Here is a 25490-nt window from a genome sequence, read left to right on the forward strand (position 1 = left end):
GGTGGCAAAGCTCTTGCACCTCTCCTGCTCGCCCCGTGCCGACTCCGAGTCGAGCGCCGGCGCGCGCGTCTTTCTTGACGGGTTTCGGCAGGCCCGTCCGGATTGGGATATCGACGTCGTGGATCTCTGGCGCGAGCGGCTGCCGGAATTCGCAGGTCCCATCGTCGAGGCCAAATATGCGCGGATGAAGGCGCAGCCCTTCAACGACGCACAGCGCGACAGCTTTGCCGAGGCCGAGCGGATGGCGCTGCGGTTTTCACTGGCCGATCGGGTGCTGATCTCGACGCCGATGTGGAACTTCAGCATTCCGTACAAGCTCAAGCAATGGTTCGATGTCATCGTCCAGCCCGGGCTTACCTTTCGGTTCGATCCCTCCCTGGGATATCTCCCGCTGCTGAAGGACCGGCCGACCACGGTGATTCTCGCTAGTGGCAGCGATTTCGCCACCGGAATGAACCGCGGGCGCATCGACATGGCAACGCCTTACCTGCGGGAAATTTTGCGCTTTATCGGTATCAGCAATGTCCGTTTCGTGCCGATCGGGCCAACCACCGGACCGCAACAGCCCATCGAGGCTGCCCGCGAAAGGGCCCATCAGCACCTCGCAGCAATGGCGGCGAACTTCTGAGCACCGTCGAGGCCGCTGCGGCGCTTCACGACACCTATCGAAGCAAGCTGCCCATCACCTGCGAACGCTAATCACGGCAGGTTGTCCCGCAGAAAAATGTCGATTCGGATGCGCTCCTGGTCGGGGCTGATGGGCTCACCCGAACAATGCGCGAGCAAAACTCGCGCCGCAGACCGCGCCTCGTGGCCGGGATCCTGGTTGATGATCGCATCGAGCGTGCCGCGGACCAGGAAACGCCGCGTGTACTGGGTCAGCTCGTGCGTGATCCAGACCACTTCACGCGCGCGGCCCAAGTCCTCCAGCGCATTGGCGATGCCGCGGTTCCCGGCGCCGCAGCAGTAGATACCGCGGAGATCGGCGTGGCGCGCCAGCAGCGCCGCCGTGAGCTCGCGCGTGCGCTCGCTGTCGTCGCGGCCTTCGATCACCGGCAGCGCGAGCAGGTTCGGATACTCGCTGGACAGGATCTGGTGGAAGCCGAATTGCCGCTCGGTGTGATCGCGCAGCGACAACGATCCCGCGATCACGGCGACCTTCCCCTCGCGGCCGGTGAGGAAACGTCCCATCAGCGTTGCCGCAGTTCGCCCCGCGGCCGGGTTGTCGATTCCGACATAATGCAGACGGCGCGAGCTCGGCGCGTCCGACACAAGGGTCACCACGGCGACCCCGCGCGCGGCGAGCTCGTCGATCGCGGCGCGCACCCTGGGATGGTCCAGTGCGATGACGGCGACGCCCTGATAGGCCGGCGACAGGTTTTCCAGCGCACCGGCGAGCACATCCGGATCGAACACGTCGACATGGAGGATATCGATGAAGCCGCGGTGACCGGCAAGCCAGTCCGCGGTGCGCTGGACCTGCTCGGCCAGGTTGGTCATGAAGCTGTTGCTACCGCTCGGCAGTACGAAGGCGAAGCGGAAGGTCTGCCCGCGGGCGAGCCGCGCGGCCGCGACGTCGCCCCGATAGCCGAGTTTTGCCACCGCGGCCTCGACACGCGCGACGGTCTTGGCGCGCACGCCCTCGCGCCGGTTGACGACGCGGTCGACGGTTGCGAGCGAAACGCCCGCCGCACGCGCGACGTCCTCCAGCGTGGCGCGAACCGCCGGCTGCGTCGCACCGGCTGTCATTCCCGCGCGGCCCACAGCATGCCGCGAGTCATCAACGTTCGGATCTCCGGTACGTCGAGCTCGTAAGCGCGGTGGCCGAGCGAGGAGTAGAACACCCTGCCCGCGCCGTATCGCTTCTTCCAGACCACCGGCATCACCACGCCGTCAATCCAGGGCGCGTGCTCGCCGGTGAAGGTCGTCGTCGCCAGCACCTCGTTGGCGGGGTCGACATGCATGTAGTACTGCTCGGAACGATGCTCGAAACTCTTCAGCCCCTTCATGATGGGGTCATCCGGCTTCGTCAAGTCGACCTTGTAGTCGATGATGTTGCCGGGATGCGCGACCCACTGCCCGCCACACAGGAACTGGTAGTCGACGGACTCGCGGAACGCATCGCACATGCCGCCATGGTGGCCGGCGAGCCCGACGCCGCCACGCACCGCTGCGCAGAGATTGAGCGCTTCCGCCTTCTCGATCTTCGACATGGTATAGATCGGGATGATCAGCGACAGATCGTGGATCGCGGGATCGGCGAACGCCGCCGTCGTGGTCTCGACCCGGACCTCGAAGCCTTCCGCCTTCAGCCAGCCGCGGATCATCGAAGCGCAGAGATCGGGATCGTGTCCCGGCCAGCCGCCCCATACAATCATTGCCTTGCGCATGGTCATTCCCTCAGTCGATCTGTCCGGTTTCACGTCCGGCCGGCAGCATTGCCGGCCGCTCGACGCAGCTGCCGATCTTGACGCGGCGTCCTTCGTCGGCGGAGGTCTGGAACGCCTCCATCACCTCGAGCACATGGAAAGCGAGCACGCCGCTGGCGCGATGCGGACGGTTGTTCAGGATCGCGGAGGCCATGTCGGCGACACCGATGGAACGAAACTCGCCATCGACATGACCGTGGGTCAGCGGCACCGGCTCCCATTCACCGCCAGTCTTCGCGACCTGCACCTCGCCGCCGAACCGGTTCGGGTCCGGCACCAGCATGCTGCCCTTGTCGCCATAGATCTCGATCGGCGCGTGCCGGTGCTTCGGGACGTCGAAGCTCATCGCGATCGAGACGACCGCCCCGCTCTCGAATTCGAGCGTGCCGGCGACATGGGTCGAAACCTCGACCGGGATCAGGGTGCCGTTCATGGGCTGGCTGGTGACCAACCGTTCGGATTTCGGGCGCGCGGTCGAGCCCATCACGCTTGCGACCGGGCCAAGCAGCTGCACGAGATCCGTGATGTAGTACGGCCCCATGTCGAGCATCGGCCCTCCGCCGCGAAGGTAATAGAAGCCTGGCGACGGGTGCCAGCGCTCATGGCCGGGGCAGCCGAAGAAGACGCTGCCCGCGACCGGAGTGCCTATCGCACCATCGTCGATCAGCTTGCGCGCGGTCTGGTGCCCGCCGCCAAGGAACGTATCGGGCGCGCAACCGACGCGAAGGTCCTTCTGCGCGGCGAGATCTATCACCTTGCGGGCTTCCGCGACGTCGATGCCGAGCGGCTTCTCGGAATGAACGTGCTTGCCGGCGTTCAGCACCGCGAGGCTGACGTCGGTGTGGGCAAGTGGCACGGTGAGATTGATGACGATCTCGACATCCTCTCGCTTGAGCAGTTGGTCGACCCGCATCGCCGGCAGCCCGAAGGCGGCGCCCTGCCGCTCTGCCGCGTCGCTGCGCATATCGGCGAGCGCCCTGATTTCCATGACTGGAAAGCGCTGGGCCGCCTTCAGATAGGCGGTGCTGATATTGCCGCAGCCGATGATTCCGATGCCGACTTTTCTCATTGTGATCTCCGTGAGGTATCGTTCATCCCTTGACCGCGCCTGCGGTGAGGCCGGCGACGATGTGCTTCTGCGCCAGAAGAAAGAGAATGATGGTGGGCAGGATCGTCAGCGTGATGAAGGCCAGGATCAGGTGCCACTCGGACGAATACTCGCCCTGATAAACCATGATGCCGAGCGGCCAGGGATAGAGCGCATCGGTGTTGAGCATCACCAGCGGCAACAGATAGGCGTTCCAGCTGTTGACGAAGGTGATTGTCCCGACGGTCGCCAGGATCGGTCGCGACAACGGCAGCGTCACATAGCGGAAGAATTTGATGTAGCTGCAGCCGTCGACCAGCGCGGCCTCGAGCAGTTCATAGGGGATGTCCTTGAAGAAACGGCGTAGCAGCAGCACGCTCATCGCGAGGCTGAAGGCCACCTGCGGCAGTGCCACGCCAAAATAGGTGTCGAGCAGCCCGAGATCGCGCACCTTGATGAAGAGCGGCAGCACCGCGGTCGCGGCCGGAAACAGCAGGCCGAGCGTCAGGTAGCTCAGCAGCATCGATGAGCCGTAGAACCTGACATGGGCGAAGGTGAACGCCGCCATCGAGGCGACGATCAGGGTCGGGGTCACCGTGAGTGTCGAGATGATCAGCGAGTTGCGCAAGAGCTGCCAGTAACGCGCGGAGAACAGGATGTCGGCATAGTTCTGCCACTCCCAGTGACGTGGCAGGCCGAACGGATTGACGCGCAGTTCGCCGAGCGATTTAAAGCCACCGAGCAAGGTCGCGAGCAGCGGCACCAGCACGAAAACGGCAACGACGGCGAGGAACACCGCCTTGAACAGCACGGCAGGATCGAACGGCGTACGATTGGTCTCGGTGCTACTCATCACGCATGAACCATCGCTTGTACGTGAAGGCAAAGGTCACGCAGATCGTGAACAGAATGACACCGATGGCGCTGCCATATCCGACCCGCATGCGGGAGATGCCGTTGTTGTAGAGGAAGCTCACCAGCGTGTTCGAGGAGTCCGCAGGCCCCCCGCGCGTCAGCGGCATGACGAGGTCGAACAGCTGCAGCGAGCCGACGATGGCGAAGAACACAGAGAGCCGAATCGTCGGATAGAGCAAGGGGATGACCACGTGTCGCAGGGCTTGCGAACGCGTCGCGCCGTCGATGCGCGCGGCTTCGATCAGGCTCTTGTCGAGGCCCTGGAGCGCCGCGATGAACAGCATCATGTGGAAACCGAAGTACTTCCAGACGACGACGATCAGCACGGCCAGCATTGCCGTGTCGGTCGAGGCCAGCAGATGCGGGGGCTCGGCGCCGAAGGTACGCCAGATCGAGGCGACAAGGCCGTAATCGCCGTCGTAGACGAAGCTGAAGATCAGCCCGGTCGCGATCTCGGCCAGGATATAAGGCATGAAGAACAGCATGCGCAGCGCCACCGCCCCGCGAAAGCGTTCGGCGAGCATCAAGGCCAGCGTGAGCGCAAGCGGCAGCTGGATGGCGAGCGAAACAGCGATGATCAGCCCGTTGTTGCGCAGCGCGAGCCAGAAGGCGCGTGTCTCCAGCACGAAACGGTAATTGTCGAAGCCGATCCAGTTGGTCGGCCTGCCGAACCCGTTCCAGTTGAAGGCCGAGTACCAGGCCGCCTCGCCGATCGGCAGCACCACGAACAGCGTGAACAACAGCAGCGCCGGCGGCAGGAACAGGATCAGGACCGTCAGCCTGCCGTCCCAGCTCGGGCCGCGCTCGGCGACCTGCGGGAGCTCACCGGCAACGTCCATCGCCGACACGCTCGCGGCCCGGCGTGCCACCGTCAGTTACCCTGCTTCCACGCCGCCTCGATCGCCTTGGCCGCGTCTTGCGGGCTCATGCTGCCGCCGGCGATCTCCGCGGTGACGTCGTTGACGACGCGGCCAACCGAGGGGCCGAGGCTCTGGTCATAGAAATTCTGGTGGTAGTTCGACTTCGCCAGATTGGACGCGATCAGCTTCATGAAGGCGTTGTTGAGACCGGCATCCGCGCCCTGCACCACCGGGATGATGAAGTTGCCCGCAGCAAGCCGCGTCTGCACGTCCCTGGAGACGAAGTATTTCAGGAAATCGACGGCCTCCTTCGGCGAGCCCTTCGTGATCAGCCAGCCGGTGATGCCGCCGAGCGTATCGGTTGGCGCGCCCCTGCCGCCCGCCACGACCGGGAAGTCGAACCAGCAGATCTTCTCTTCACTCAATCCGACCTTGTCGGCGGCAAGCGCACGCTGCAAATGATAGACCGTGCTGATGGCGAGCGTCATCGCCGCCTTGCCATCGCCGAAATAGCCGACCGCCTGCGGATTCTTGAAGCCGAGGAAGCCGTTCTGGAACGGCTGCAGATCGACCAGCTGCTTGAACAGCTCGCCGGACTTCTGGAAGGTCTCGCCGGCGAAGCCGCCATTCTCGCCGCGCAATGCAGCGTCGAAGGCCGGCTTGCCGCCGACCCGCACCGCAAGATGCGTCCAATAGAAGTGCAGCGGCCATTTGTCGGCGCCACCGACCACGATCGGCGTCACGCCCGCTGCCTTCAACGTCTTCACCGCGGCAAGCAGATCGTCCCAGCTCTTGATGGCGGCAGGATCGACCTTGGCTTTCGCCATCAGCTCCTTGTTGCAGAGGAAACCGACCTGCGACAGCGCGGTCGGAAGACCGTAAACGCGGCCGTTGGCCGTGAAGGCCGCGAGCGCCGCCGGCGTCAGGCTGTCGCTGTAGCCCTTCACCTGATCGGTGATGTCGTCGAGGACGCCAGCCTCGATCTGCGTCTTCAGGACGCCGCCGGCCCAGCTGTAGATGATGTTGGGCCGGTCCTTGGATTGCAGGATGGTCGGCAGCTTGGCCTTGTAGGCCTCGTTCTCGAGGAACTGCATCTCGACCTTGATGCCGGGATGCGATGCCTCATAGGCGCGCGCAACCTCCTCCCAGATCTTCACCTGGGCCGGATTGGCCTCGATGTGCAGCCACTTGACCGTCGTGTCGGCCGCGGCGGAGTTGGCCCAAAGCAGGCATGCGGCGGCGGCGAGTCCCAGCTTCCCGAGCAGTCTCATCACATTCCTCCCAACCGGCTCTTATTCTTTGGATGCAATCCTGCCTTCGATTTTTGAGGTACGCAACTAAAATTCTGATCTATGCACCTCACGCGGGGAATGGCTAAGGTCTGCGGGAACATTGGGCCGAGCATCGCTCCGCCGTTACGCAAGCCGAGAGGTACCCATGACCGCCATTTATTCCGACCTCGCCGCCAAGGTCGTTCTCGTCACCGGTGGCGCAGCAGGAATTGGCGCTGCGATCGTGCGGCGCTTTGCGCAGCAGAAATCCAATGTCGTGTTCTTCGACATCAAGGCGGACGAGGGCCAACGCCTGGCACGCGAGCTGTCGGATCAAGGTCTCACCGCGCATTTCATGCGCGTCGACGTGACCGATATCGCCGCGCTACGCGCCGGCGTTGCGGAGGCGCGCAGCGCGCACGGGCCAATCAACATCCTCATCAACAATGCCGCGCATGACGAACGGCACAAGACCGAGGAGATGACGCCGGAGTATTGGGACGACCGCATCGCGGTGAACCTGAAGCACCAGTTCTTCGCGTCGCAAGCCGTGCTGCCGGACATGAAGGCGGCAAACGCCGGCGCCATCATCAATTTCGGCTCGGTGTCGTGGATCGCCGGACAAGGCGGCATGGCCGCGTACACCGCCAGCAAATCAGGCGTGGTCGGTCTCACGCGCTCTCTGGCGCGCGATTACGGTCCCTACAATATCCGCGTGAACGCGATAGCGCCGGGCTGGATCATGACCGAGCGCCAGCTCGAAAAATGGATGACACCGGCGGGCGAGATCGAACTGCAGCAGCGACAGTGCCTGAAGCGCCGGCTGGTGCCGGACGAGGTCGCGAAATTCACCGTCTTCCTCGCCTCCGACGAGGCCTCCGCCTGCACCGCTCAGCACTACATCGTCGATGGCGGCTGGGTCTGAGATGCTTTGAGAGTCGTGGGCGGGACCAGCGCTCGAACCTGGGCCACACTAATTAACAGTTAGCGTGGCTCCGTCCAGTTGTTTGCACAAGCCGAGGTCGCGAAGCCTATTGGAAAGAAGCCAATGGCACTTTCAATCAGCTCACACTGATAGCGACCGTTCAGCCGTGTTGCTGCGCGGCGTCCGGACGTGCGGGGGTGACGGCCTCGCGTATCATTCCGGCGACCAGCTTCGGCGCGGTGATCGGCGATGCATGATCGACTTTCTCGGAGCGAACCTGCGCACCCATCCGTCGTGCCAGGAATAGCTGTGTCGCCGGATTGATCATTCGATCCTCTTCGGCGACAAGGTACCACGACGGCTTTGCCTTCCATTCGGCTTTCGGAGCCTTTTCCTGGATTGCCGCGACGGCAATGGGTCGCTGGATCGCAGCCAGGAGCGCAGCCTGCTCGGGTCGGGCATGCTGGCACCAGGCCGCGCCAAACCGGTCGTTCGGCATCCAGAGCAAACCATGACTGTCGGGAGTGAGTTTCGGCGCCTCCGGCGACGGCTTGTCGCGATAGAATATTTGCGCGACTGTTTCGCCTTCGTCGGGAGAGAGAGCCGAAATGAAGACCAGCGACCGCACTCTCTCCTGCGTAACCGCACCAATCACGGCACCGGCATAGGCATGCGCGACGAGGACAACCGGCCCGTCTGTCCGCTCCAGCGCTCGTTCAAGCGCCGCAACATCATCTGAAAGCGATGTGAGCGGAATCGGCGCCGCCATCGTCTTCAGTCCCGCGGACTGCAGCAGCGTAATGACGTGCGCCCAACTTGAACCGTCGGCCCAGGCGCCGTGGACGAGAACGACGGTGGCGTCCATCCCCGCCGCTTCCGATCTTCTGCTGACGTCGCGGGCGACCTTCTTGCTCGCTCGGACATTTGCAACCGCTGGCGCAATCACGCCGAATTGTGCCGCCGCAACTGTCGTTGCCGCAGCACCGACGAAACGCCGGCGATCGTGGTTGATTTCGTCGGACATGGATCCTCCATTGCTCTGGCGGCTTGCGTTGACGCATCTCCGCCTACCCTGACCTCCCGCTATTCGGCGACGCGACCAAATTGGTTACAGGCGGAGGATCATTCCAGCGATCACTTCCCGACTGCCCCCGCCTCTGCCCTTCGCGCCAGCCGGATGACCGAAATCATCAGCACGAACGGTTCAGAGACGCTAATCCTGCGAAAGCGTTCTTCCACGCAGGTGCTAACATGTCTCCCCGCGTCGTCATTGAGGGGGCGTTTGCCAGGAGCGCCGCGCGAACCTCGAAGGACCTCAGGGATGACAGAAAAGACAAAGATCGAGCGCCGCACCTTCGTCCAGGTGATGACCGCTGCATCGAGCGCCGCTCTATCACTGGCGCTTCTACCGCGACGCGCGGCCGGCCAATCCCCAAACGACCCCGCTTCGAACGCTTCCGATCAGTTCGAGACAAAGGAGATCAAGATCGATGACAACACCATTTTCATCAGGCGCTACGGGAGCGGATCCCCACTGCTCATGGTGCATGGATTTCCTCGAACCAGCCTGATGTGGCGTCATGTGGCGCCGCATCTCGCCGGCGATCGCACGGTCATCTGCGTCGATCTTCGTGGATATGGCCGCAGCGGCGTTCCCGCTTCCGCGGAGGATCACTATCCCTATTCAAAGCGGGCGATGGCGAATGAGCTTGTCGCCGTGATGGATAAGCTCGGCTTTTCCAAATTCGATCTGGTTGGACACGATCGCGGCGGTCGCGTTTCCTACCGCCTTGCGCTCGATCACCCGGAGAAGGTGCAGCGTCTCGCAGTGTTTGACGTGCTGCCCATCTCGGAAGCCTGGGGCCACGCCGACGCAAAGTTCGCCATGACCTACTGGCCATGGAGCCTACTCTCGCAGAAAGCACCGCTTCCCGAAAAATACCTGATCGGCGCGCCGGACGCGGTATTCGACAATCCCTTCGGCCAGGGCTCATTCGGCCCCGAAGTGAAAGCGGAATACATCGAAACCTACCGCGATCCGGCTCGGGTGCATGCGATCTGCGAAGAGTACCGCGCGGCCGCAACCGTGGATATCGAGCATGACAAGGCGGACCAGAAGGAAGGCCGGCGCATCAAGTGCCCTATGCTGCACCTCTGGGCTTCCGGCGGGCCGCTCGATACATTCTACGAGCAGAATGGCGGCGCATTGGGAATTTGGAAGAAGTGGGCCGACAACGTACAAGGTCGGGCCGTCAAGGGCGGTCACTTCTTTCCCGAGGAAAACCCCACCGACACAACGGAGCTTCTCACCAAATTCCTCTCGGCCTGAACGGCGGCTGTCACCTCCACGGCGATGTCGCCCCTCGCCAACGAGGACGAATGTTCAACGTTGTGAAACTGGTCTTTGAGCCGACGATCCCAGATTTCGACCTGGCTGGCCACAGCCAGACGATGGCCGGCGAACGAACGATCCTCGCCGGCCCAGCTTTGTTCAGCCGATCTCCCGCCGGACCATGGCTGCCGCGTCGCACATCGCCTTCAGCTTTCCGAACGCCGTTGCGCGCGGCATGTACTTCATGCCGCAATCGGGCGCCGGGACCAGGCGGTCCGGCGACACGTATTTCAAACCGTTGCGGATACGGGCGGCCACGGTGTCGACGCTCTCGATCGCGGGATCTGCGAGGTCAAGCACGCCGAGCATGATCTTTTTCGACGACAGGTCCTTGAGCACGCCGAGGTCGAGCTTCGGCTGCGCGGCCTCTATCGAGATCTGGTCGGCAATGGTGTCGTCGAGCTCGGCGAGGAAGGAATAGCCGGCCGGCTTGTTCGTGCCCGGCACGACCGCCGCATAACCGAAGCAGAGATGCACGACGGTCGGCACCGTGATGCCCTGCAATGCGCGGTTGATCGCCTTGACGGCATAGCGTTTGGCGAGATCCGGATTGTTGCGCACCCAGGGCTCGTCGAGCTGGATCACATCCGCGCCGGCCTTTTGCAGATCGAGCGCCTCGGCATTGACGGCCTCGGCCAGCGCCATCGCAAGCTCCTCCTCATCCTTGTAAAACTCGTTCTTGGCCTGCTGGCTCATGGTGAACGGGCCCGGCAACGTGATCTTGGCGGCACGGTCGGTATTCTCACGCAGGAACTGCATGTCGTGCAGCTCGACCGGTCCCTTGCGCTTCACGGGACCCACGACGCGCGGCACCGGAGTCTGGGTGTTGCCGGTGCGCGCCACGATCATCGCGGGATTGTCGCCGTCGATGCCGTCGAGTGCGGTGGCGAAGCGGTTGGAGTAGCTCTCGCGGCGGATTTCGCCATCGGTCACGATGTCGATGCCGGCGCGCTCCATGTCGCGGATCGCGACGATGGTCGCATCGTCCTGCGCCTCCTCCAGATGCTCCGCCGGCAAGCGCCACATGTCGTGCAGGCGCGTGCGCGGCACCACCTTCGACAGCATCGCGCGGTTCACCAGCCATTCCGGCTGCGGGTAGCTGCCGACCACCGTGGTCGGCAGGAGATGCGTTGGCATGGGCATGGGATTCTCCTTCTTATTGTTATAGAGCGCGGCTCTCACGCCGCGCGCGTCGCCGTGGCCGATCCCTCGTCCGTGACGGGGTTGCGCAGGATGCCGATGCCGGAGATCTCGATCTCCACGAAGTCGCCGCCCTTCATCCACAGCGGCGGCGTGCGATAGGCACCGACACCGCCGGTCGTGCCTGTCACGATGACATCGCCGGGCGCAAGCTCGGTGAACGTCGAGCAGTAAGCAATCAAGGCCTGCACGTCGAAAACGAGGTCGGAGATCGGGGCCTTCTGCACCTCGACACCGTTGAGCCGGGTGATCAGCGTCTGCTTGGTCACATCGGTCAGCTCGTCGGTGGTCACCATCCAGGGCCCGAAGCCGCCGGTGCCGGCAAAGTTCTTACCCGGCGCGAATTGCGAGGTGTGGCGCTGCCAGTCGCGGATGCTGCCGTCGTTGTAGCAGGCATAGCCGGCGACATGGCTGAGCGCGGCATCGCGCGAGATGCGGCGACCGGCCTTGCCGATGATGACGGCCATCTCGCCCTCATAGTCGAACCGCTCGGATTCCAGCGGCCGGATCATCGGCTGGCCATGGCCGACCTGGCTGTTGGCGAAGCGGGTGAAGATCATCGGATGCGCCGGCGTCGGATGCCCGCTCTCGGCCAGATGCGTGGCATAGTTGACGCCGATGCAGAAGATCTTGTCGGGATCGGGTACCGTCGGCTGCAGCGCGACATCCTGCAGCGCGTAATCGGGCTTCTCGCCGGCAAGTTTCTTGAGCTCGTCAAGCGTTCCCTTCGCAAGCAGCGCCTTCAGCGTCGGATATGCCTTCAGGCGCTTGCCGGCATCGATGACGCCCCTGTCGGTGACGATGCCATAGCTCGCGGTGCCGGCGATCGTGAAGCTTGCAACTTTCATCAGTCAAACACTCTCTTCGATGGAGGACACATAGTCGTTGATCGGAAGCGCAATCTCGCCGCTGCGGATCGGAACACATTGCGGCGGAAAGTCCTGGCGAAAGCGGACGCCGGCCGCCTCGGCAGCGTCGAGGAACCGCTCGAGATGGTCCATGGCGCCGGTCGGAAGATCGTGCAGCACCATCAGCGTCCAGGGCTGCTGGCTGCACTGCTCGAGCGCGCGGTCGGTCCAGCCATCAGGGTCGTCCCAATCGCGCGGGATCGCATTCCAGAGCACGCAGCTGTGCTTGTTGCGGGCGAGATAGTCCACGACGGAGGGTTTCAACAGCCGCGCATCCAGATTTCCGCCGCCACCGAACGGCCGGAACCAGCGCTGGGGATGCGCGAGATCGGAGATCGCAGACTGCGTGCGGCCGATCTCGTTCTCTGCCGTCTTGCTGTCCTTCTGCTCACCGAGCGGAATGCTGTGCGTAAAGGTGTGATTTCCGATCCAGTGCCCCTCCCCGTGCGCACGCACCGCAAGGCTGCGCCGCTCGGGGTCACCGAGCTTCTCGCCGATGACGAAGAAGGTGGTCTTGATGCCGCGCTCGGCGAGAATGTCGAGCACACGTGGCGTCACCTCCGGATCGGGGCCGTTGTCGAATGTCAGGGTCAAATCGTACACGCCAGTACCTCAGGTCGCCGGCTGCATCGCGCCCGACGTGATCTCATCATTGGCTTGACCGGCCCGCGTGCCGGTCTGCCAGATCGCCGCCTTGCGCTCGATCCAGCGGATCGCGGCGTTGAAGGCGATGGCAAGGAACAGCACCAGCAGCACGCCCGCGAACACGTGCGGGCTGTCGAGGATCGTCCGATAGCGCGAGATCAGATAGCCGATGCCGGCCGATGAGATCAGCATCTCCGAGACCACGACGCCGACGATGACCAGCGCGCCGCCGACGCGCAAGCCCGACAGCACCGTCGGGATCGCCGCCGGGATGATGACGCGAACCAGCCGCTGGCTGAGCGTCGCGCCCATGCTGCGCGCGGCGAGCAGGAGCTGCGGGTCGATGGTCTGGATGCCGGCGGCGGTGGCGAGCATCGTCGGCAGGAAGCCATAGATCGAGGCGAACGCGATCTTGGACTCCGAGCCGATGCCGAGCCACACCGTGAAGACAGGATAGAGGATCACGAGCGGCACCGCATACAGGCTCGACACCATCGGCATGATCAGGACGCGCGGACGTGGCAGGCTGCCGACAATGGCGCCGAGCAGAATGCCGCCACCGCAGGCGAATGCCATGGAGACCACGACCTCGTAGAGCGTCACCGCGAGCGCATGCCCGTATTCCGCGGCATCGGTCCATCCGGCGATCAGCGTCGACGACAAGGACGGCAGGAACAGCTCGGGAATGAGACCGGTGCGCGGCAGCAGCTCCCACAGCGCAATCAGGCCGATCACGATCAGATATCGCAGCGTTTTCGCACTTATTCTGGCGCTCATGCCCGCCTCACGCCGATTTGCGGATGTGCCGCCAGATGCGGTCGCGCAACGCACCAAAGGCGTCCCCGCTCAGCATCTCGTAGGTGCGGGGCCGCGGCAGCTGGACCTGGAGATGATCGACGATGCGTCCGGGCCGCGCCGACATCACGATCACCTCGTCAGCGAGATAGACGGCTTCGGTGAGGCTGTGCGTGACGAAAACGACCGTCTTGCCGGTCGCAGCCCAGATCCGCAGCAGCTCGTCACCCATGGTCATGCGCGTCTGCTCGTCGAGCGCTGCGAACGGCTCGTCCATCAACAGCACCGGCGGGTCCTGCACCAGCCCGCGCGCGATCGAGACGCGCTGCTTCATGCCGCCGGAGAGTTCGTGCGGATGGCGTCCGCCGAAGCCGTCGAGGCCGACCAGCTTGAGCGCGTCCTGCGCCTTGGCGCGGCGCTCGGCCCTGGGCACGCCGCGCAGCGCCAGCGGAAACTCGACATTGTCCTCGGCCGTCAGCCACGGAAACAAGCTCGCCTCCTGGAACACCACGCCGACCCTGTCGGGGTCGGGCTGCGGGATCGGCGCGCCGCTGATGGTGATCGTGCCGGACGTTTGCTGGCGCAGACCCGCCATCATCATCAAAAGGGTCGACTTGCCGCAGCCGCTCGGGCCGACCAGCACGACGAAGCGGCCGGGCTTGACCTCGAGCGAGACGTCCTCCAGCGCGACGACGTCCTGCGACCTCGTCTTGAAGACCTGGCCGACGTTCTTCACCTCGATCGCGCCGGCCCGCGCGGCGGGCTTCAACGGGGTCACATTCGCCAATGGCTGCATCGCGTTTCCACCCATCTGACAAGCTCGTTGAAGGTCATGGCGATCGCGGCGACCATCACGACGCCGGCGAGGAGCTGCTTCATCTGGAAATTCTCGCCCCAGGTCGCGATCTGGTGGCCGATGCCGTCGCGCGAGGCGTACATCTCGGCCAAAATCACGCCGGTGAGGTTGAAGATCATGGAGATCCGCAACGCCTCGAGCAACACCGGCAGCATGCTCGGCAGATAAACCCGGAACGCCGTCTGCCATGGCGTTGCGCCATAAGAGCGCGCCACTGTGAGATGCTCGACCTTGACCGATTCCACCGCCGTCGTAGTCGACATGATCACGATGAAGATCGTCGAGAAGAAGCCGAAGCCCACCTTCTGGGCAAAGCCGACGCCGAACACCAGGATGAACATCGGCAGGAAGATCGACTTCGGGATGCTGAAGGCGAAGAACAAAAGCGGCTTGGCGACGTCCGCGAAGTAGCGGTTCTCCGCGACCAGGAAACCGATCACCGCACCGAACGGCACGGCCAGCGCGAACGCGGCCAGCACCTCGGTCGCGGTCACCATCAGATCTTTCTGCACCGCCGCGCGCTGCAGGAGATCGCCGAGCGTCACAAAGGTATCGGAGGCCGACGGCAGCAGTCGCGGATTGACGATGCCGGTGCGCGACAGCACCTCCCACAGCGCGAGGACCGCGATGATGATCGCGATCCGCGCAAGGTTGATGACGAACGTGCTTTGCATCGTTACGGCTTGGTCGGGACGGGCTTGAACTTGGCCGAGATGACGTCCTCGACCGGCACGATGTCCTTGAGCCCACCGAGCTTGGCGAGATCGAGCGACAGCTGCACGGCCGCATTGACGTTGGCCGCGCCCATGTCGCCGCTGGTCTCGAGCTTCATGATGGTGTTGTCGTATTCCAGGCCCGCGATCTCCGGCGGCATTTCATAGAGCTCGGCGATCAGCTTGACGGTGACGTCGCGGTTGGCGCGCATGAACGCGACCGCGCCGTAGAGGGCGTTCACCGCCTTCTGCACCATCTGGGGCTTGGCCTCGGCGAATTTGTCGAGCACGATCCAGCCCGCAGTGAGGTTCGGCGGAACCGCAGTCGCGTAATCGAGGATGGTCTTGGCCTCGCCGGACTTCGAGATCTGGAAACTCAGCGGCGAATAGACCACGGCCGCCTCGACATTGCCGGCCAGCAGGTTCGGCACCAAGCCACCGCCGCCGACGGGAACGCGCGTAAAATCGATCTTCTTGTCCTGGATGGTCCACAGCGCGAGCAAGTCGGAGCCGGAGTCGGCCGCGGTGATCGCCACCTTCTTGCCGTTGAGGTCCTTGAGGTCGAGTGTCGACTTGGTCGGGACCATCAATTGCCAGCCGAAATTGCCCATCGCGGCATTGGCGACGATCCGTGACATCACGCCCTTCTTGCGTCCGGCGGAGACCAGCGACGGCGGATCGAGAATGATGTCGGCCGCGCCCGCGGCCATGCCTTCGAACGTCTCGGCGCCGCTGCGGTAGATCGTCAACTCGGCCTGGATGCCTTCCTTCTCGAACAGTTTCTGCCGCACTGCCGTCTCGGCGATCGTCGTCGGCCAATAGGTTTTCGTGGGCAGGCCGACGCGGATGGTGTCGGCGGCGCTCGCAGGGCCCGCCAGAATTGTGGCGGCGATCAGCGACATCAGCGCGCGATTGATCTTCATTATTAGCTTCCTCCCGGTCTCTGTTTTTTGTGTGCCGGATTTTTCCGGATCGTCAGGTCGTACGGCTCACCTCCGCAATGCGGGAAGCGGCGAGCTCGACGAATTCTTTGGTGGTGCCGAAGTGCTTTGACAAGGCGCGAACTGCCGCATCCGCATCGCGCCTGATCACGGCGGCGACGATCGCCTTGTGTTCGGCTTCGACGTTGCGCGGCTTGCCTCCGGCCTCCCGGCGGATCGAGAGGCGGCGATATCGCTCGCTCTGCTCGTGCAGCACGTCGCGGAAGCCGAGCAGCCATGGCGAGCCGCACGCGTTGACCAGCGCACGATGGAAGATGCGGTGACGGACCACCCACTCCTCGTAGTGCACGGTCGGATCGTCGGGATAGCGATGGGGAACGGCCTTCAAATCCGCCCAGGCGGATTTCACCGATGCGAGCCAGGCCTCATCGCCCCGCTCGATCGAGCGACGGAGCGCAAGCCCCTCGATGTCGATCCGGGTCTGCGTCACGTCGGCGAGATCGGCGAGCGACACCGGGCTCACGCGAAAGCCGCGCTGGTCCGACGCCTGCACGAGCCCGTCAGCGACAAGTCGCGACAGCGCCTCGCGCACGGCGGCGAGGCTCACGGAAAACTGCTTGGCGAGCCCCGCGATATGCAGCTTCTGGCCCGGAGCCAGCCGCGTCGCCAGGATGTCGGCGCGCAGACGTTCGTGCAGCGCCGACGTCAGGCTGCGCGGACCATCCCCGGGGCTTCCGGACAACTGGAACTGAAGCGGACCCATGCTCGGATGATTGCAAGGCGGCGGCCGCGGGTCAACAAAAAATCGAAAATCGATTTTTTCTAGCCTAGGTTTACGCTGTGCCCTGCCCAACCTCCCGGGGATGCGCGGCCCTGGACGGCGCCACGTCGAGGCGAACCGCCACGCCCTTCAGATCCGGGCCTGGCGCCGGATAGAGCTTCATGACGAGCGGATCATGGCCGGGAACGATGTGGTCAGCATCCGGTGCGGCGGCTCGCAGCTTGTCGAAGCCCACCAGCATGTCACCGACATGAAATGCTGTCGTGAAAGGACGCTCGCTCGCCATGTTCTCGTAGAAATGACTGACGTCGGAGGCGAGCACGACCGGGCCGCGGCGCGTGTTGATGCGGACGAACTGAAGACCGGCTGAATGCCCGCCGGCTGCGTGGACCGTCAGTCCGGGCGCGATCTCGGCGTCGCCGTCGTAGAACAGCACCCGGCGCGCATAGTTCAGCCGCACGATCCCGCAGACGTCCTCGACCTCGAAGGAATGCGACAGCCTCGGATACTGCATGTAGCGCCCGGTGGCGTAGGCGAGCTCGCGTTCCTGGAGATGAAACCGCGCATTCGGAAACCGGTCGAAATTGCCGGCGTGATCATAGTGCAGATGCGTGAGGATCACATCCTTGACGTCGGCCACGTCGACATCGAACGCGGCAAGCGTCTCCACCGGGCAGCGCAGGAATGTTCGCCTGCGCTGCCTTGCGATTTCGGCGTTGAACCCGGTGTCGATGACGAAGGTGCGGTCGCCTCCCCTCGCCAGCCACATGAAATAGTCCATCGGCATCGGCCCGTCATGCGGGTCGCCGCCGATGAAGTGCTCGCTCCGCTGCGCATCCCGCGTTGCATAGCGGATGGCGAAGAGCTCGTATTCCGGGTCAGCCATAAGAGCTTCCATCAAGCGGTCTCAGGACCCCGCGTCGACCTCGTTGAAGGCCTCGCGCGCGTTACGGAAGGCGTCGATGCCGGCGGGCACGCCGCAATAGACCGCGACCTGGAGCAGGATCTCCTTGATCTCCTCCTTGGTCAGCCCGTTCTTCAGGGCACCCTTGACGTGCAGCTTCAGTTCGTGCGGACGGTTCAGCGCGCCCAGCATCGCCAGATTGACGATCGAGCGCGTGCGGCGGTCGACGCCCGGCCGCGTCCACAGCGCACCCCAGCAGAACTCGGTCGACCACTCGGCCATGGTGCGCGTGAACTCGTCGGCCCCCGCGATCGACTTGTTGACGTAGTCCTCGCCGAGCACCTCTTTACGAACTTTGAGGCCCTTTTCGAACAGTTCGGTCTTGCTCATGATCGTCCCTTTTCGGTCTTGAGAGATTCTAGTTGGAACTTGTCTGGAGCGACGCCAATGGTGGTCGCAGTGATTGCAGCAGCGTGGCGACGTCGTCCGCCGCATCGAGCCGCCAGACCGCATCGATGACGCGGTCCGCATCCCAGTCGCTTCGACCGGTCCTCACGCCTTCACGCAGCTTCTCTTCGATCTCGCGGTCTGAAAGCGGCGCAGCCTGGCTGCCGCGCGGCCAAGTCACGGTCTCTGTGAGAATTTCACCAGACGACAGGCGCAAGATGACGCGCGCAGCGCCATCGGGCATCTGAGCATCAAGCTCCGCCCTCACCTTCTGCCGCAGCCGCGCGATCTCGGGCCGGACCACGGTCTCCTGCGCGAACTCGACAACGCCGGCCGCGCCGAGCAGCAGTCCGCAAACTACGCAATGATGGATGCTGACGCGCGCATCGCGCTCGTTGTTCACGGGGCGATCACCGCGCGCGAGCAGCAGTGCCGAGCCCTGCACTGTCACCGACTCGATCTGGTCGACGCGCCGGCCAATTCGCTCGCGCAACAGCAGGCAGGCGTCGATGACCGAATGGAACACGATGCCGGCGGGATAGGGCTTGTAGGTGTTCTTCGCGATCTCCCAGGTCTTGCCGAGGCCGGCGAGCATGCGGGCGAGATCCGGCTCATCCCCCATGGTGCGCGCCCAGCCGAGCGGACCTTCGATGGCGCGGGGCGCGGCCTCATAGCCCTGCTGCGCGAGCAGCGCGGCGAACAACCCGTTACGTGCCGCATTGCCCACGCTCACGTTCTTGGCCGCGCTTGGCAGATTCTCGACATTGCCGGCCGACTGGCTCGCCGCAAGTCCGATCGCGTTCGCAATCCCTTCCGCGGGCAGCCCCAACAGCTTCGCACACGCCGCCGCAGCGCCAAAAATGCCGCAGGTCGAAGTGATGTGCCAGCCGCGGGCATAATGACGCGGCGAGACTGCATTGCCGATGCGGCACTCCACATCCACGCCAAGGATGAACGCGGTCAGCACCTCGCGCCCCGTCAGCTTGCGCGTCTCCGCCAGCGCCAAGATCGGCGCGGCGACCGGCGCGGCCGGATGGATGATCGTTTCAGGGTGCGTGTCGTCGAAGTCGAGCAGATTCGCCGAGACGGCATTGAGAAACGACGCGCACAGCGCGTCCATGGACTGCGAATAGCCGATGATCGTCGATGTCGCGGCGCCGCTGAACGGCGACAGCGTGCGCATTGCGGCCGTAACCACCGGATCGCGTGCGGAGCCGAGCGCGGTCGCAAAGAAATTGAGGATCGATCGCCGCGCCTCGAGGCTCTGCGCCTCCACGTCCGCCCATGACGAGGATGCGACAAAGTCAGCGAGAGTCCTGCTCACACCTGGAATTGGGTCTTGTTGAACCTGGTCTTGCGGCACGCGGGGCGTCTTCCTCGTTTTCCCGGACCTTATGACGATCCGCGGCAAACTGTCGACCCCAAATGTTATGCTTGACAGCTTGTCTGACAATCATAACAATCCGGCCCGTTGGCGCGGGATCCCGCAGCCACAACGACGGCGGCCGGCAACACCGGTCGAAGAAAGAGATCAAGAAGGCGCGCCCGTCACGGGATCGCGCGACAGGGAGTAGACGATGGCGGGAGAGATTCTCGGCGTAATCGGCACGGGCCGCATGGGCGGCCCCATGGCCGGGCGATTGATCGACGCGGGCTATTCGCTCGTGATCTATGACACGCAGACTGAAGCAACGCAGCCGCTGGTCAAGCGCGGCGCACAGCTCGGCAAATCGCCGGCCGACGTCGCCTCGCGCGCCGATATCCTGCTCGTCAGCCTGCCGACACCCGACATCGTCAAGGCCGTCACGCTCGGACAGGATGGCATCAGCAGCGGTAGCCGCGCGAAGATCGTCATCGATCTCTCGACCTCGGGTCCCGGCGCCGCGAAGATCGTTGCGGAAGGCCTGAAGGCCAAGGGCATGACGCTGGTCGATGCGCCCGTGAGCGGCGGCATCAAGGGCGCCGTCAACGGCACGCTGGCCGTGATGGTGTCCTGCCCGCAGGCGACCTACGAGATCGTGCAGCCGATCCTGAAGAATTTCGGCAAGCTGTTCTACACCGGCGACAAGCCCGGCGTGGCACAGACGGCCAAGCTCGCCAACAATCTGATGGCGGCGGCAGCGCTCGTCATCACGTCCGAAGCCGTCGCGATGGGCGTCAAGGGCGGCGTCAACGCAAAAGTGCTGATCGACATCATCAACGCCAGCAGCGGCCGCAACAGCGCCTCCGAAGACAAATTCCCCCGCGCGGTGCTGCCCGGCACGTTCGATTTCGGCTTCGCCACCGGCCTCTCCTACAAGGACGTCCGTCTCTGCGTCGACGAGGCCGAGGCGATGGGCGTGCCGATGGTCTGCGGCGCGGTGGTGCGGCAGATGCTCGCGATCACCAATGCCAAATATGGCGCCTCGTCCGACTTCACCTCGATCGCCAAAGTGCTCGAGGAGTGGGCCGGCGTCGAGATGCGCGGCTGATCACGCAAGCCTTCAGGGAGAGCGATTGCGATGACGATCGGCCCGACCGGATCAGGCAAGGTCTCGCTTGCGCGCCAGATGGCGCGCAGCGTGCTTGCGCTTGATCTTGGAGATTTCGGACCTGAAGTCATCGCGAAAGCAAAACTCTGTCTGCTCGACTTTTTGTCCTGCGCCTTCGAGGCCGGCCAGCATCCCTGGAGCCGTCAGGCGGTTGCGATCGCGCAGGCCGGCGGCAACACAACGATCATCGGGACCGCACAAACCTCATCAGCGGCCGACGCCGCCTTTGCGAATGCTGTGATGGGGCACGGCCTCGTCCGCGAGGACATGCATGCGGCCAGCATCGCGCACCACGGCGTCGTGATCTGGCCGACGCTGCTCGCGCTGTCGGAGCAGACGCCGCTGCACGGAGCCAGGCTGCTCTCAGCAGCCATCATCGGCTATGAGACCGGCGCGCGGATCGGCCGCGCGCTCCTGACCTCCGACCTCGCGCGCCTCTATCGCCCAACTGGCCTCGTGGCGCCGCCGGGCGCGGCGCTCGCGGGAAGCTTTGCGCTCGGCCTGTCCGAGGACCAGGCAACCAGCGCCATCGCGATCGCGGCCAATACATCCAGCGGGCTGAACGAGTGGCCGCATGCCGGCGGCTCCGACATGTATTTTCATCCCGGTTTTGCCGCCAGCAATGCGATCAAGGCGATCGGCCTTGCGGCAGCCGGCGCGTTCGGCTCGGAAACCATATTGGAGGGCGAAGCCGGCCTGTTCGCCGCCTATCGACGCCAGGCCGCGCCCGACAGCATCGCTCTGTTCCCGGATGGCGAGAGCGAGATCATGGCCGTCTACAACAAGCCGGTCCCGGCCTGCAATTTCGCGCAGACCGCGGCCCAAGCAGCGCTCCGCGTCTCGCACGAGCTCGCCAGCACTGAGGAGATCGACCGCGTCGTCATTCGCGCACCCGATGCCGCCGTTCGCTATCCCGGCTGCGACTCCATGGGCCCCTATCGCAATGCGCTCCAGGCCAAGATGAGCATTCCCTTCAGCGTCGCTGCCACGCTGGCGCGGGGCGAGATCGAGGAAGAGAACTATTCCGAACTCGATGATACCGACATCATCCGCCTGGTCGCGGTCACCGACCTCAAGGCAGATCCTGGCTTCACCGCCGCCTTCCCCGGCAAGCAGGGCGCGGAGGTGATCGTGCATCTGCGCGGCGGCCGGACGATCCGGCACGCTTTGCCGGACGTCATCGCCGCAACGCCTTCAGATATTCGCGCGCGCTTCCGCGCCGCCGCCATTCGCGCCCTCAGCGAGGACCGCGCGCACCGGCTCGAGCACCTCATCGACGGCTGCGAGCAGCTCGGCAATGCCGGCGACATCGCCGCGCAGTGTCGTCTGGATGCGCCGGAACGAGTTTTACGATCGGCATCATAAGAAATGCCAGACAATACGGGGGAAACATGGTCGACCGGGAGACCAGCCTAGCAGTGCCGACGGCACACAATCGCCAGCAAGCCGGCGCTCGCGCCGCGCGGAGGCAGGGCTGATGGAAGGCTTCTTTCAAGCGCTCGCTGCGGGCCTTTTGATCGGCGCCGTCTACGGCCTGATGTGCGTCGGGCTCGGCCTGATCTTCGGCGTCATGCGCGTCATCAACTTCGCCCATGGCGATTTCATGATGCTCGGCATGTATGCCGCCTTCTATCTCTTCACCGCCGCCGGCATCCAGGCGCTGTTCGGCAATACGGTCGGTCCCTTCGTCGCGATCCTGCTGGCCGGGCCTGTGCTCGCCGTATTCGGCTATTTCGTCCATCTCGCCCTGATCTCGCGCGTCTCGGGCACGCGCACCGCCTCACTGGAAGGCGAGGGCCATTACGCCCAGCTCATCCTGACGCTCGGCATCGCGCTGATCCTGCAGAACGGCGGCCTCATCGTTTTCGGATCGGTGCTGGCCTCGATCCGCACGCCGCTGTCGAGCTCGGCCTGGGAGCTCGTTCCCTTCTTCGACATCAGCATCTTCCTCAACAAGGCGCGCAGCATCGACGCGATCGTTTCGCTCGCGATCATGATTCTGCTTTCGCTGCTGATCACGCGAACCCGGATCGGCAAGTCGCTCCGCGCCGCCGCCGACAATCCGACCGCTGCGACCTATATGGGCATCGACGTCGACCGCGCGCACCGCATCGCCTTCGCGCTCGGCTGCGGCATCACCGCGATCGCCGGCGGCCTGCTCGCGACCAACTATCCGTTCCATCCCTTCGTCGGCCTCGAATACGTCATCGTCATGTATGCCGGCGTCGTGCTCGGCGGCATGGGCAGCATCATCGGCGCCTTCTGGGGCGGCATGACGATCGGCCTCGTGCAGCAGATGTCCACGCTGATCCTGCCGACGCAATTGCAGAACGCCGCGATCTTCGCCGTGTTCCTCCTCATCATCTTCTTCCGTCCGCAAGGTTTCTTCGGGCGCATGGTCGAGAGGACGTGACCATGCTCCGGATGCGTTCACTGCTGCCCCCCCTGCTCTTCACGCTCGCTTACGCCGGGATCTCACTCGGCGTCACCAACTCCTATTACCAGCTCATCCTGACGCTGGTGCCGGTGTGGGCGGTGTTCGGCCTGTCCTGGAATCTGCTGAGCGGCTACACCGGGCTGATCTCGTTCGGCCACGCCGCCTTCTTTGGGATCGGCGCCTATGCGACCGCGCTCGGGCAGATCTATTTCGATATCTCCCCCTGGCTGCTGATCCCGGTCGCCGCCATGCTCGGCGGCATCGCCGGGCTACTGATCGGATTTCCAACCTTCCGCCTCCAGGGCCACTACTTTGCGCTCGCGATGCTCGCCTACCCGCTCGCCATTCTCTACGTGTTCGAGTGGCTCGGCTTCCAGGAGGTGACGCTTCCGATCAAGCGCGACGCGCCGATCGCCTATATGCAGTTCTCCGATCCCCACATCTACACGCTGCTGGGGCTCGCCATTATGCTTGCCACCATCGTGCTGACGCAGGTGATCGAGCGATCGCGCTTCGGCATGGCACTGCTCGCGATCAAGCAGAACGAGGCTGCGGCAGAAGCGGCCGGAATCAACACGCTGGCCTGGAAGCTGCGCGCGATCACGCTGAGCGGCGCGATCGCCGCCGCCATCGGCGGATTCTATGTACAGGTGCTGCTGGTCGTGACCCCGCAATCGGTATTCGGCATGCTGGTGTCGGCACAGGCGCTCACGGTCGCGATGTTCGGCGGCGTCGGCACGGTGTGGGGGCCGGTCATCGGCTCCGTGATCCTGATCCCACTCGCCGAGATCCTGCACGCAGAGGCCGGTGCGCGCATCCCCGGCATTCAGGGCGTCATCTTCGGCCTGGCGATCGTCTGTGTCATCTTGCTCGCGCCGGAAGGCCTGTTCTGGAAGCTGCGCGATCTCCTGCGCAAGCGAAATGCATCCAAGGCCACGGCTAGCGTCACTCCGGAAACGGCCGTCGCCAACGTCACGGCGCTGAAGCCCGCCGCGCGGCAGCGTGCGGCCACCGGCGAAGTGGTGCTCGAGGTTCGCAACCTCTCGCGTTCCTTTGGCGGACTCAAAGCCGTTCAGGATGTCAGCTTCAAGCTGCAAAAGAACGAGATCCTCGGCATTATCGGTCCCAACGGCGCCGGCAAGACCACGCTGTTCAACCTCCTCAACGGCTTCCTGAAGCCGAGCCAGGGCGAGGTGCTGATCGACGGCCGCAACATGTCCGGCCAACGGCCGCACGTGATCTGCGAGGCCGGCATCGGCCGCACCTTCCAGGTGATGCGGCCATTCCTGCGCATGTCGATCCTCGACAACGTCGTGGTGGGCGCCTATGTGCGCGCGCGCTCCGACGCGGAGGCACGCAAGCTTGCCGCCGACGCGGTCGCCCGCGTCGGGCTCTCTGCGGTAGCCAACCGCGTCGCCGGCGAACTCTCGACCAAGGAGCTGCGGCTGATGGAGCTCGCCCGCGCAATCGCCGGCCAGCCCCGCATCCTGCTGCTCGACGAGACGCTCGCGGGCCTTGGCCACGGCGAGGCGGACGAGGTCGTCGCCGTGATCCAGCAGCTCGCACGCGACGGCATGACCATCGCCATCATCGAGCACACCATGCAGGCGATGGTCCGCTTGGTCGACAGATTCCTCGTGCTCGACCACGGCGCCGTCATCACCGAGGGCCTGCCCGAAGTGGTGACGCGCGACAACCGCGTGATCGAGGCCTATCTCGGCAAGAAGTGGGTGGGCCATGCTGCGAATTGAGGGGTTGAGCGCGGGCTATTCGGCCAAGCCCGTCCTGAACGATGTGTCGATCAACGTCGGCGCGGGCCAGTTCGTTGCGATCGTCGGGCCCAACGGCGCCGGCAAGACGACGCTATTCAAGACGATCTCCGGCATCGTGAAGCCGAGCGGCGGGGAAATTACGTTCGACGGCATCGATCTCCTCGCGGTGCCGCCTCCGCAGCGCGCCCATCTCGGCATCGCCCATGTCCCCGAGGGCCGCCAGGTCTTCCCGTCGCTGACGGTGATGGAGAACCTCGAAATGGGCGCGATGACCGAAAGCGGCCGGCGCGACTGGCAGGCCAACATCGAGCGCATCTTCGAATGGCTGCCGGTGCTGAAGGAACGCCGCAACCAATTCGCGGGTACAATGTCCGGCGGCCAGCAGCAGATGCTCGCGATCGGCCGCGGCCTGGCCTCCTCGCCGAAGCTGCTGATGCTGGACGAGCCCTCGATGGGGCTCGCGCCATCGACCGCGGACTTCATCTTCGAACGGCTGATCGATATCCGGCGTCAGTCCGGGCTGACCATGCTGCTGGTCGAGCAGCGCGTGGCGGAAGCCCTGGAGTCCGCCGACCACGGCTACGTCCTCGAAGCCGGACACGTCGTGCTCGAAGGCAACAACGATACGCTGCGCGCCGATGATCGCGTGCGCAAAGCCTATCTCGGCATGTGACGAACAAA

At 64.3% G+C, this 25490-nt stretch carries 26 protein-coding genes; 8 read left to right on the top strand and 18 right to left on the bottom strand.

Annotated features, from left to right (window positions below; all coding sequences use genetic code 11):
• Position 1: 1 nt before the first annotated feature.
• Positions 2-628: an FMN-dependent NADH-azoreductase gene (locus AC5ZFO_RS00650; protein ID WP_039157148.1), complete on the top strand. Its 627-nt coding sequence runs from the start codon at positions 2-4 to the stop codon at positions 626-628.
• Positions 629-699: 71 nt separating this feature from the next.
• Here AC5ZFO_RS00650 and AC5ZFO_RS00655 read toward each other — a convergent pair whose 3' ends face one another.
• The 6 genes from AC5ZFO_RS00655 to AC5ZFO_RS00680 are packed head-to-tail and all read right to left on the bottom strand — an operon-like array spanning position 700 to position 6562.
• Positions 700-1749 (bottom strand): LacI family DNA-binding transcriptional regulator, encoded by a 1050-nt coding sequence (locus tag AC5ZFO_RS00655; RefSeq protein WP_282518525.1) that lies wholly within the window; start codon positions 1747-1749, stop codon positions 700-702.
• Positions 1746-2390, bottom strand: a complete 645-nt coding sequence (locus tag AC5ZFO_RS00660) for a ThuA domain-containing protein (protein WP_014496439.1) — start codon at positions 2388-2390, stop codon at positions 1746-1748. The genes AC5ZFO_RS00655 and AC5ZFO_RS00660 overlap by 4 nt, the downstream gene beginning before the upstream one ends.
• Positions 2391-2400: 10 nt before the next feature.
• Positions 2401-3498 carry a Gfo/Idh/MocA family protein gene (locus tag AC5ZFO_RS00665; RefSeq protein WP_282518526.1) on the bottom strand — a complete coding sequence of 366 codons (1098 nt, stop codon included), beginning with the start codon at positions 3496-3498 and terminating at the stop codon, positions 2401-2403.
• A gap of 22 nt (positions 3499-3520) precedes the next feature.
• The gene (locus AC5ZFO_RS00670; RefSeq protein ID WP_496121043.1) at positions 3521-4369 is read right to left on the bottom strand and encodes a carbohydrate ABC transporter permease; all 849 of its coding nucleotides are present in this window, start codon (positions 4367-4369) and stop codon (positions 3521-3523) included.
• The gene (locus AC5ZFO_RS00675) at positions 4362-5300 is read right to left on the bottom strand and encodes a carbohydrate ABC transporter permease (protein WP_071915383.1); all 939 of its coding nucleotides are present in this window, start codon (positions 5298-5300) and stop codon (positions 4362-4364) included. The genes AC5ZFO_RS00670 and AC5ZFO_RS00675 overlap by 8 nt, the downstream gene beginning before the upstream one ends.
• Positions 5301-5302: 2 nt before the next feature.
• Positions 5303-6562: an extracellular solute-binding protein gene (locus tag AC5ZFO_RS00680; RefSeq protein WP_282518527.1), complete on the bottom strand. Its 1260-nt coding sequence runs from the start codon at positions 6560-6562 to the stop codon at positions 5303-5305.
• A gap of 166 nt (positions 6563-6728) precedes the next feature.
• Between AC5ZFO_RS00680 and AC5ZFO_RS00685 the strand changes: the two genes are divergently transcribed.
• Positions 6729-7487: an SDR family NAD(P)-dependent oxidoreductase gene (locus AC5ZFO_RS00685; RefSeq protein WP_282518528.1), complete on the top strand. Its 759-nt coding sequence runs from the start codon at positions 6729-6731 to the stop codon at positions 7485-7487.
• Positions 7488-7647: 160 nt separating this feature from the next.
• On the opposite strand, the gene AC5ZFO_RS00690 is transcribed toward AC5ZFO_RS00685, so the two are convergent.
• Positions 7648-8352 carry an alpha/beta fold hydrolase gene (locus AC5ZFO_RS00690; RefSeq protein WP_496121046.1) on the bottom strand — a complete coding sequence of 235 codons (705 nt, stop codon included), beginning with the start codon at positions 8350-8352 and terminating at the stop codon, positions 7648-7650.
• 456 nt (positions 8353-8808) lie between these two features.
• On the opposite strand from AC5ZFO_RS00690, the gene AC5ZFO_RS00695 reads away from it, so the two are divergent.
• On the top strand, positions 8809-9816 hold the full coding sequence (locus tag AC5ZFO_RS00695; RefSeq protein WP_282518956.1) for an alpha/beta fold hydrolase: 1008 nt from the start codon (positions 8809-8811) through the stop codon (positions 9814-9816).
• Between the two features lie 162 nt (positions 9817-9978).
• Here the strand turns inward: AC5ZFO_RS00695 and AC5ZFO_RS00700 are convergent, their stop codons facing one another.
• The 11 genes from AC5ZFO_RS00700 to AC5ZFO_RS00750 form a co-directional block, all read right to left on the bottom strand.
• Positions 9979-11022, bottom strand: coding sequence for a uroporphyrinogen decarboxylase family protein (locus AC5ZFO_RS00700; protein ID WP_282518529.1), 1044 nt, complete (start codon positions 11020-11022; stop codon positions 9979-9981).
• Positions 11023-11057: 35 nt separating this feature from the next.
• Positions 11058-11927 carry a fumarylacetoacetate hydrolase family protein gene (locus AC5ZFO_RS00705; protein ID WP_282518530.1) on the bottom strand — a complete coding sequence of 290 codons (870 nt, stop codon included), beginning with the start codon at positions 11925-11927 and terminating at the stop codon, positions 11058-11060.
• 3 nt (positions 11928-11930) lie between these two features.
• Entirely contained in the window at positions 11931-12590 is a 660-nt protein-coding gene (locus tag AC5ZFO_RS00710) for a polysaccharide deacetylase family protein (RefSeq protein ID WP_282518531.1), read from the bottom strand.
• A 9-nt stretch (positions 12591-12599) separates the two neighbouring features.
• The gene (locus AC5ZFO_RS00715) at positions 12600-13409 is read right to left on the bottom strand and encodes an ABC transporter permease (protein ID WP_282518532.1); all 810 of its coding nucleotides are present in this window, start codon (positions 13407-13409) and stop codon (positions 12600-12602) included.
• Positions 13410-13416: 7 nt separating this feature from the next.
• On the bottom strand, positions 13417-14223 hold the full coding sequence (locus AC5ZFO_RS00720; protein WP_282518533.1) for an ABC transporter ATP-binding protein: 807 nt from the start codon (positions 14221-14223) through the stop codon (positions 13417-13419).
• The gene (locus AC5ZFO_RS00725) at positions 14202-14957 is read right to left on the bottom strand and encodes an ABC transporter permease (protein WP_282518534.1); all 756 of its coding nucleotides are present in this window, start codon (positions 14955-14957) and stop codon (positions 14202-14204) included. Before AC5ZFO_RS00725 ends, AC5ZFO_RS00720 begins: the two co-directional genes overlap by 22 nt.
• A gap of 2 nt (positions 14958-14959) precedes the next feature.
• The gene (locus tag AC5ZFO_RS00730; protein ID WP_496121049.1) at positions 14960-15919 is read right to left on the bottom strand and encodes an ABC transporter substrate-binding protein; all 960 of its coding nucleotides are present in this window, start codon (positions 15917-15919) and stop codon (positions 14960-14962) included.
• A 52-nt stretch (positions 15920-15971) separates the two neighbouring features.
• On the bottom strand, positions 15972-16700 hold the full coding sequence (locus AC5ZFO_RS00735; protein ID WP_282518536.1) for a GntR family transcriptional regulator: 729 nt from the start codon (positions 16698-16700) through the stop codon (positions 15972-15974).
• A 70-nt stretch (positions 16701-16770) separates the two neighbouring features.
• Positions 16771-17604 carry an N-acyl homoserine lactonase family protein gene (locus AC5ZFO_RS00740; protein WP_282518537.1) on the bottom strand — a complete coding sequence of 278 codons (834 nt, stop codon included), beginning with the start codon at positions 17602-17604 and terminating at the stop codon, positions 16771-16773.
• A 21-nt stretch (positions 17605-17625) separates the two neighbouring features.
• Positions 17626-18012 (bottom strand): carboxymuconolactone decarboxylase family protein, encoded by a 387-nt coding sequence (locus AC5ZFO_RS00745; protein WP_027575101.1) that lies wholly within the window; start codon positions 18010-18012, stop codon positions 17626-17628.
• A 28-nt stretch (positions 18013-18040) separates the two neighbouring features.
• Positions 18041-19432 (bottom strand): MmgE/PrpD family protein, encoded by a 1392-nt coding sequence (locus tag AC5ZFO_RS00750; protein ID WP_282518538.1) that lies wholly within the window; start codon positions 19430-19432, stop codon positions 18041-18043.
• Between the two features lie 214 nt (positions 19433-19646).
• Between AC5ZFO_RS00750 and AC5ZFO_RS00755 the strand changes: the two genes are divergently transcribed.
• The 5 genes from AC5ZFO_RS00755 (at position 19647) to AC5ZFO_RS00775 (ending at position 25482) form a co-directional block, all read left to right on the top strand.
• A complete protein-coding gene (locus AC5ZFO_RS00755; protein WP_282518539.1) occupies positions 19647-20540 on the top strand; it encodes an NAD(P)-dependent oxidoreductase in 894 nt (297 codons plus the stop codon).
• 30 nt (positions 20541-20570) lie between these two features.
• Entirely contained in the window at positions 20571-21965 is a 1395-nt protein-coding gene (locus AC5ZFO_RS00760; protein WP_282518540.1) for an MmgE/PrpD family protein, read from the top strand.
• A 112-nt stretch (positions 21966-22077) separates the two neighbouring features.
• Entirely contained in the window at positions 22078-23013 is a 936-nt protein-coding gene (locus AC5ZFO_RS00765; protein ID WP_282518541.1) for a branched-chain amino acid ABC transporter permease, read from the top strand.
• 2 nt (positions 23014-23015) lie between these two features.
• Complete coding sequence (locus AC5ZFO_RS00770) at positions 23016-24788, top strand: branched-chain amino acid ABC transporter ATP-binding protein/permease (protein WP_282518542.1); 1773 nt, start codon at positions 23016-23018, stop codon at positions 24786-24788.
• On the top strand, positions 24775-25482 hold the full coding sequence (locus AC5ZFO_RS00775; RefSeq protein ID WP_282518543.1) for an ABC transporter ATP-binding protein: 708 nt from the start codon (positions 24775-24777) through the stop codon (positions 25480-25482). Before AC5ZFO_RS00770 ends, AC5ZFO_RS00775 begins: the two co-directional genes overlap by 14 nt.
• Positions 25483-25490 lie beyond the last annotated feature (8 nt).

Source organism: Bradyrhizobium sp. Unk1 (assembly GCF_059512345.1).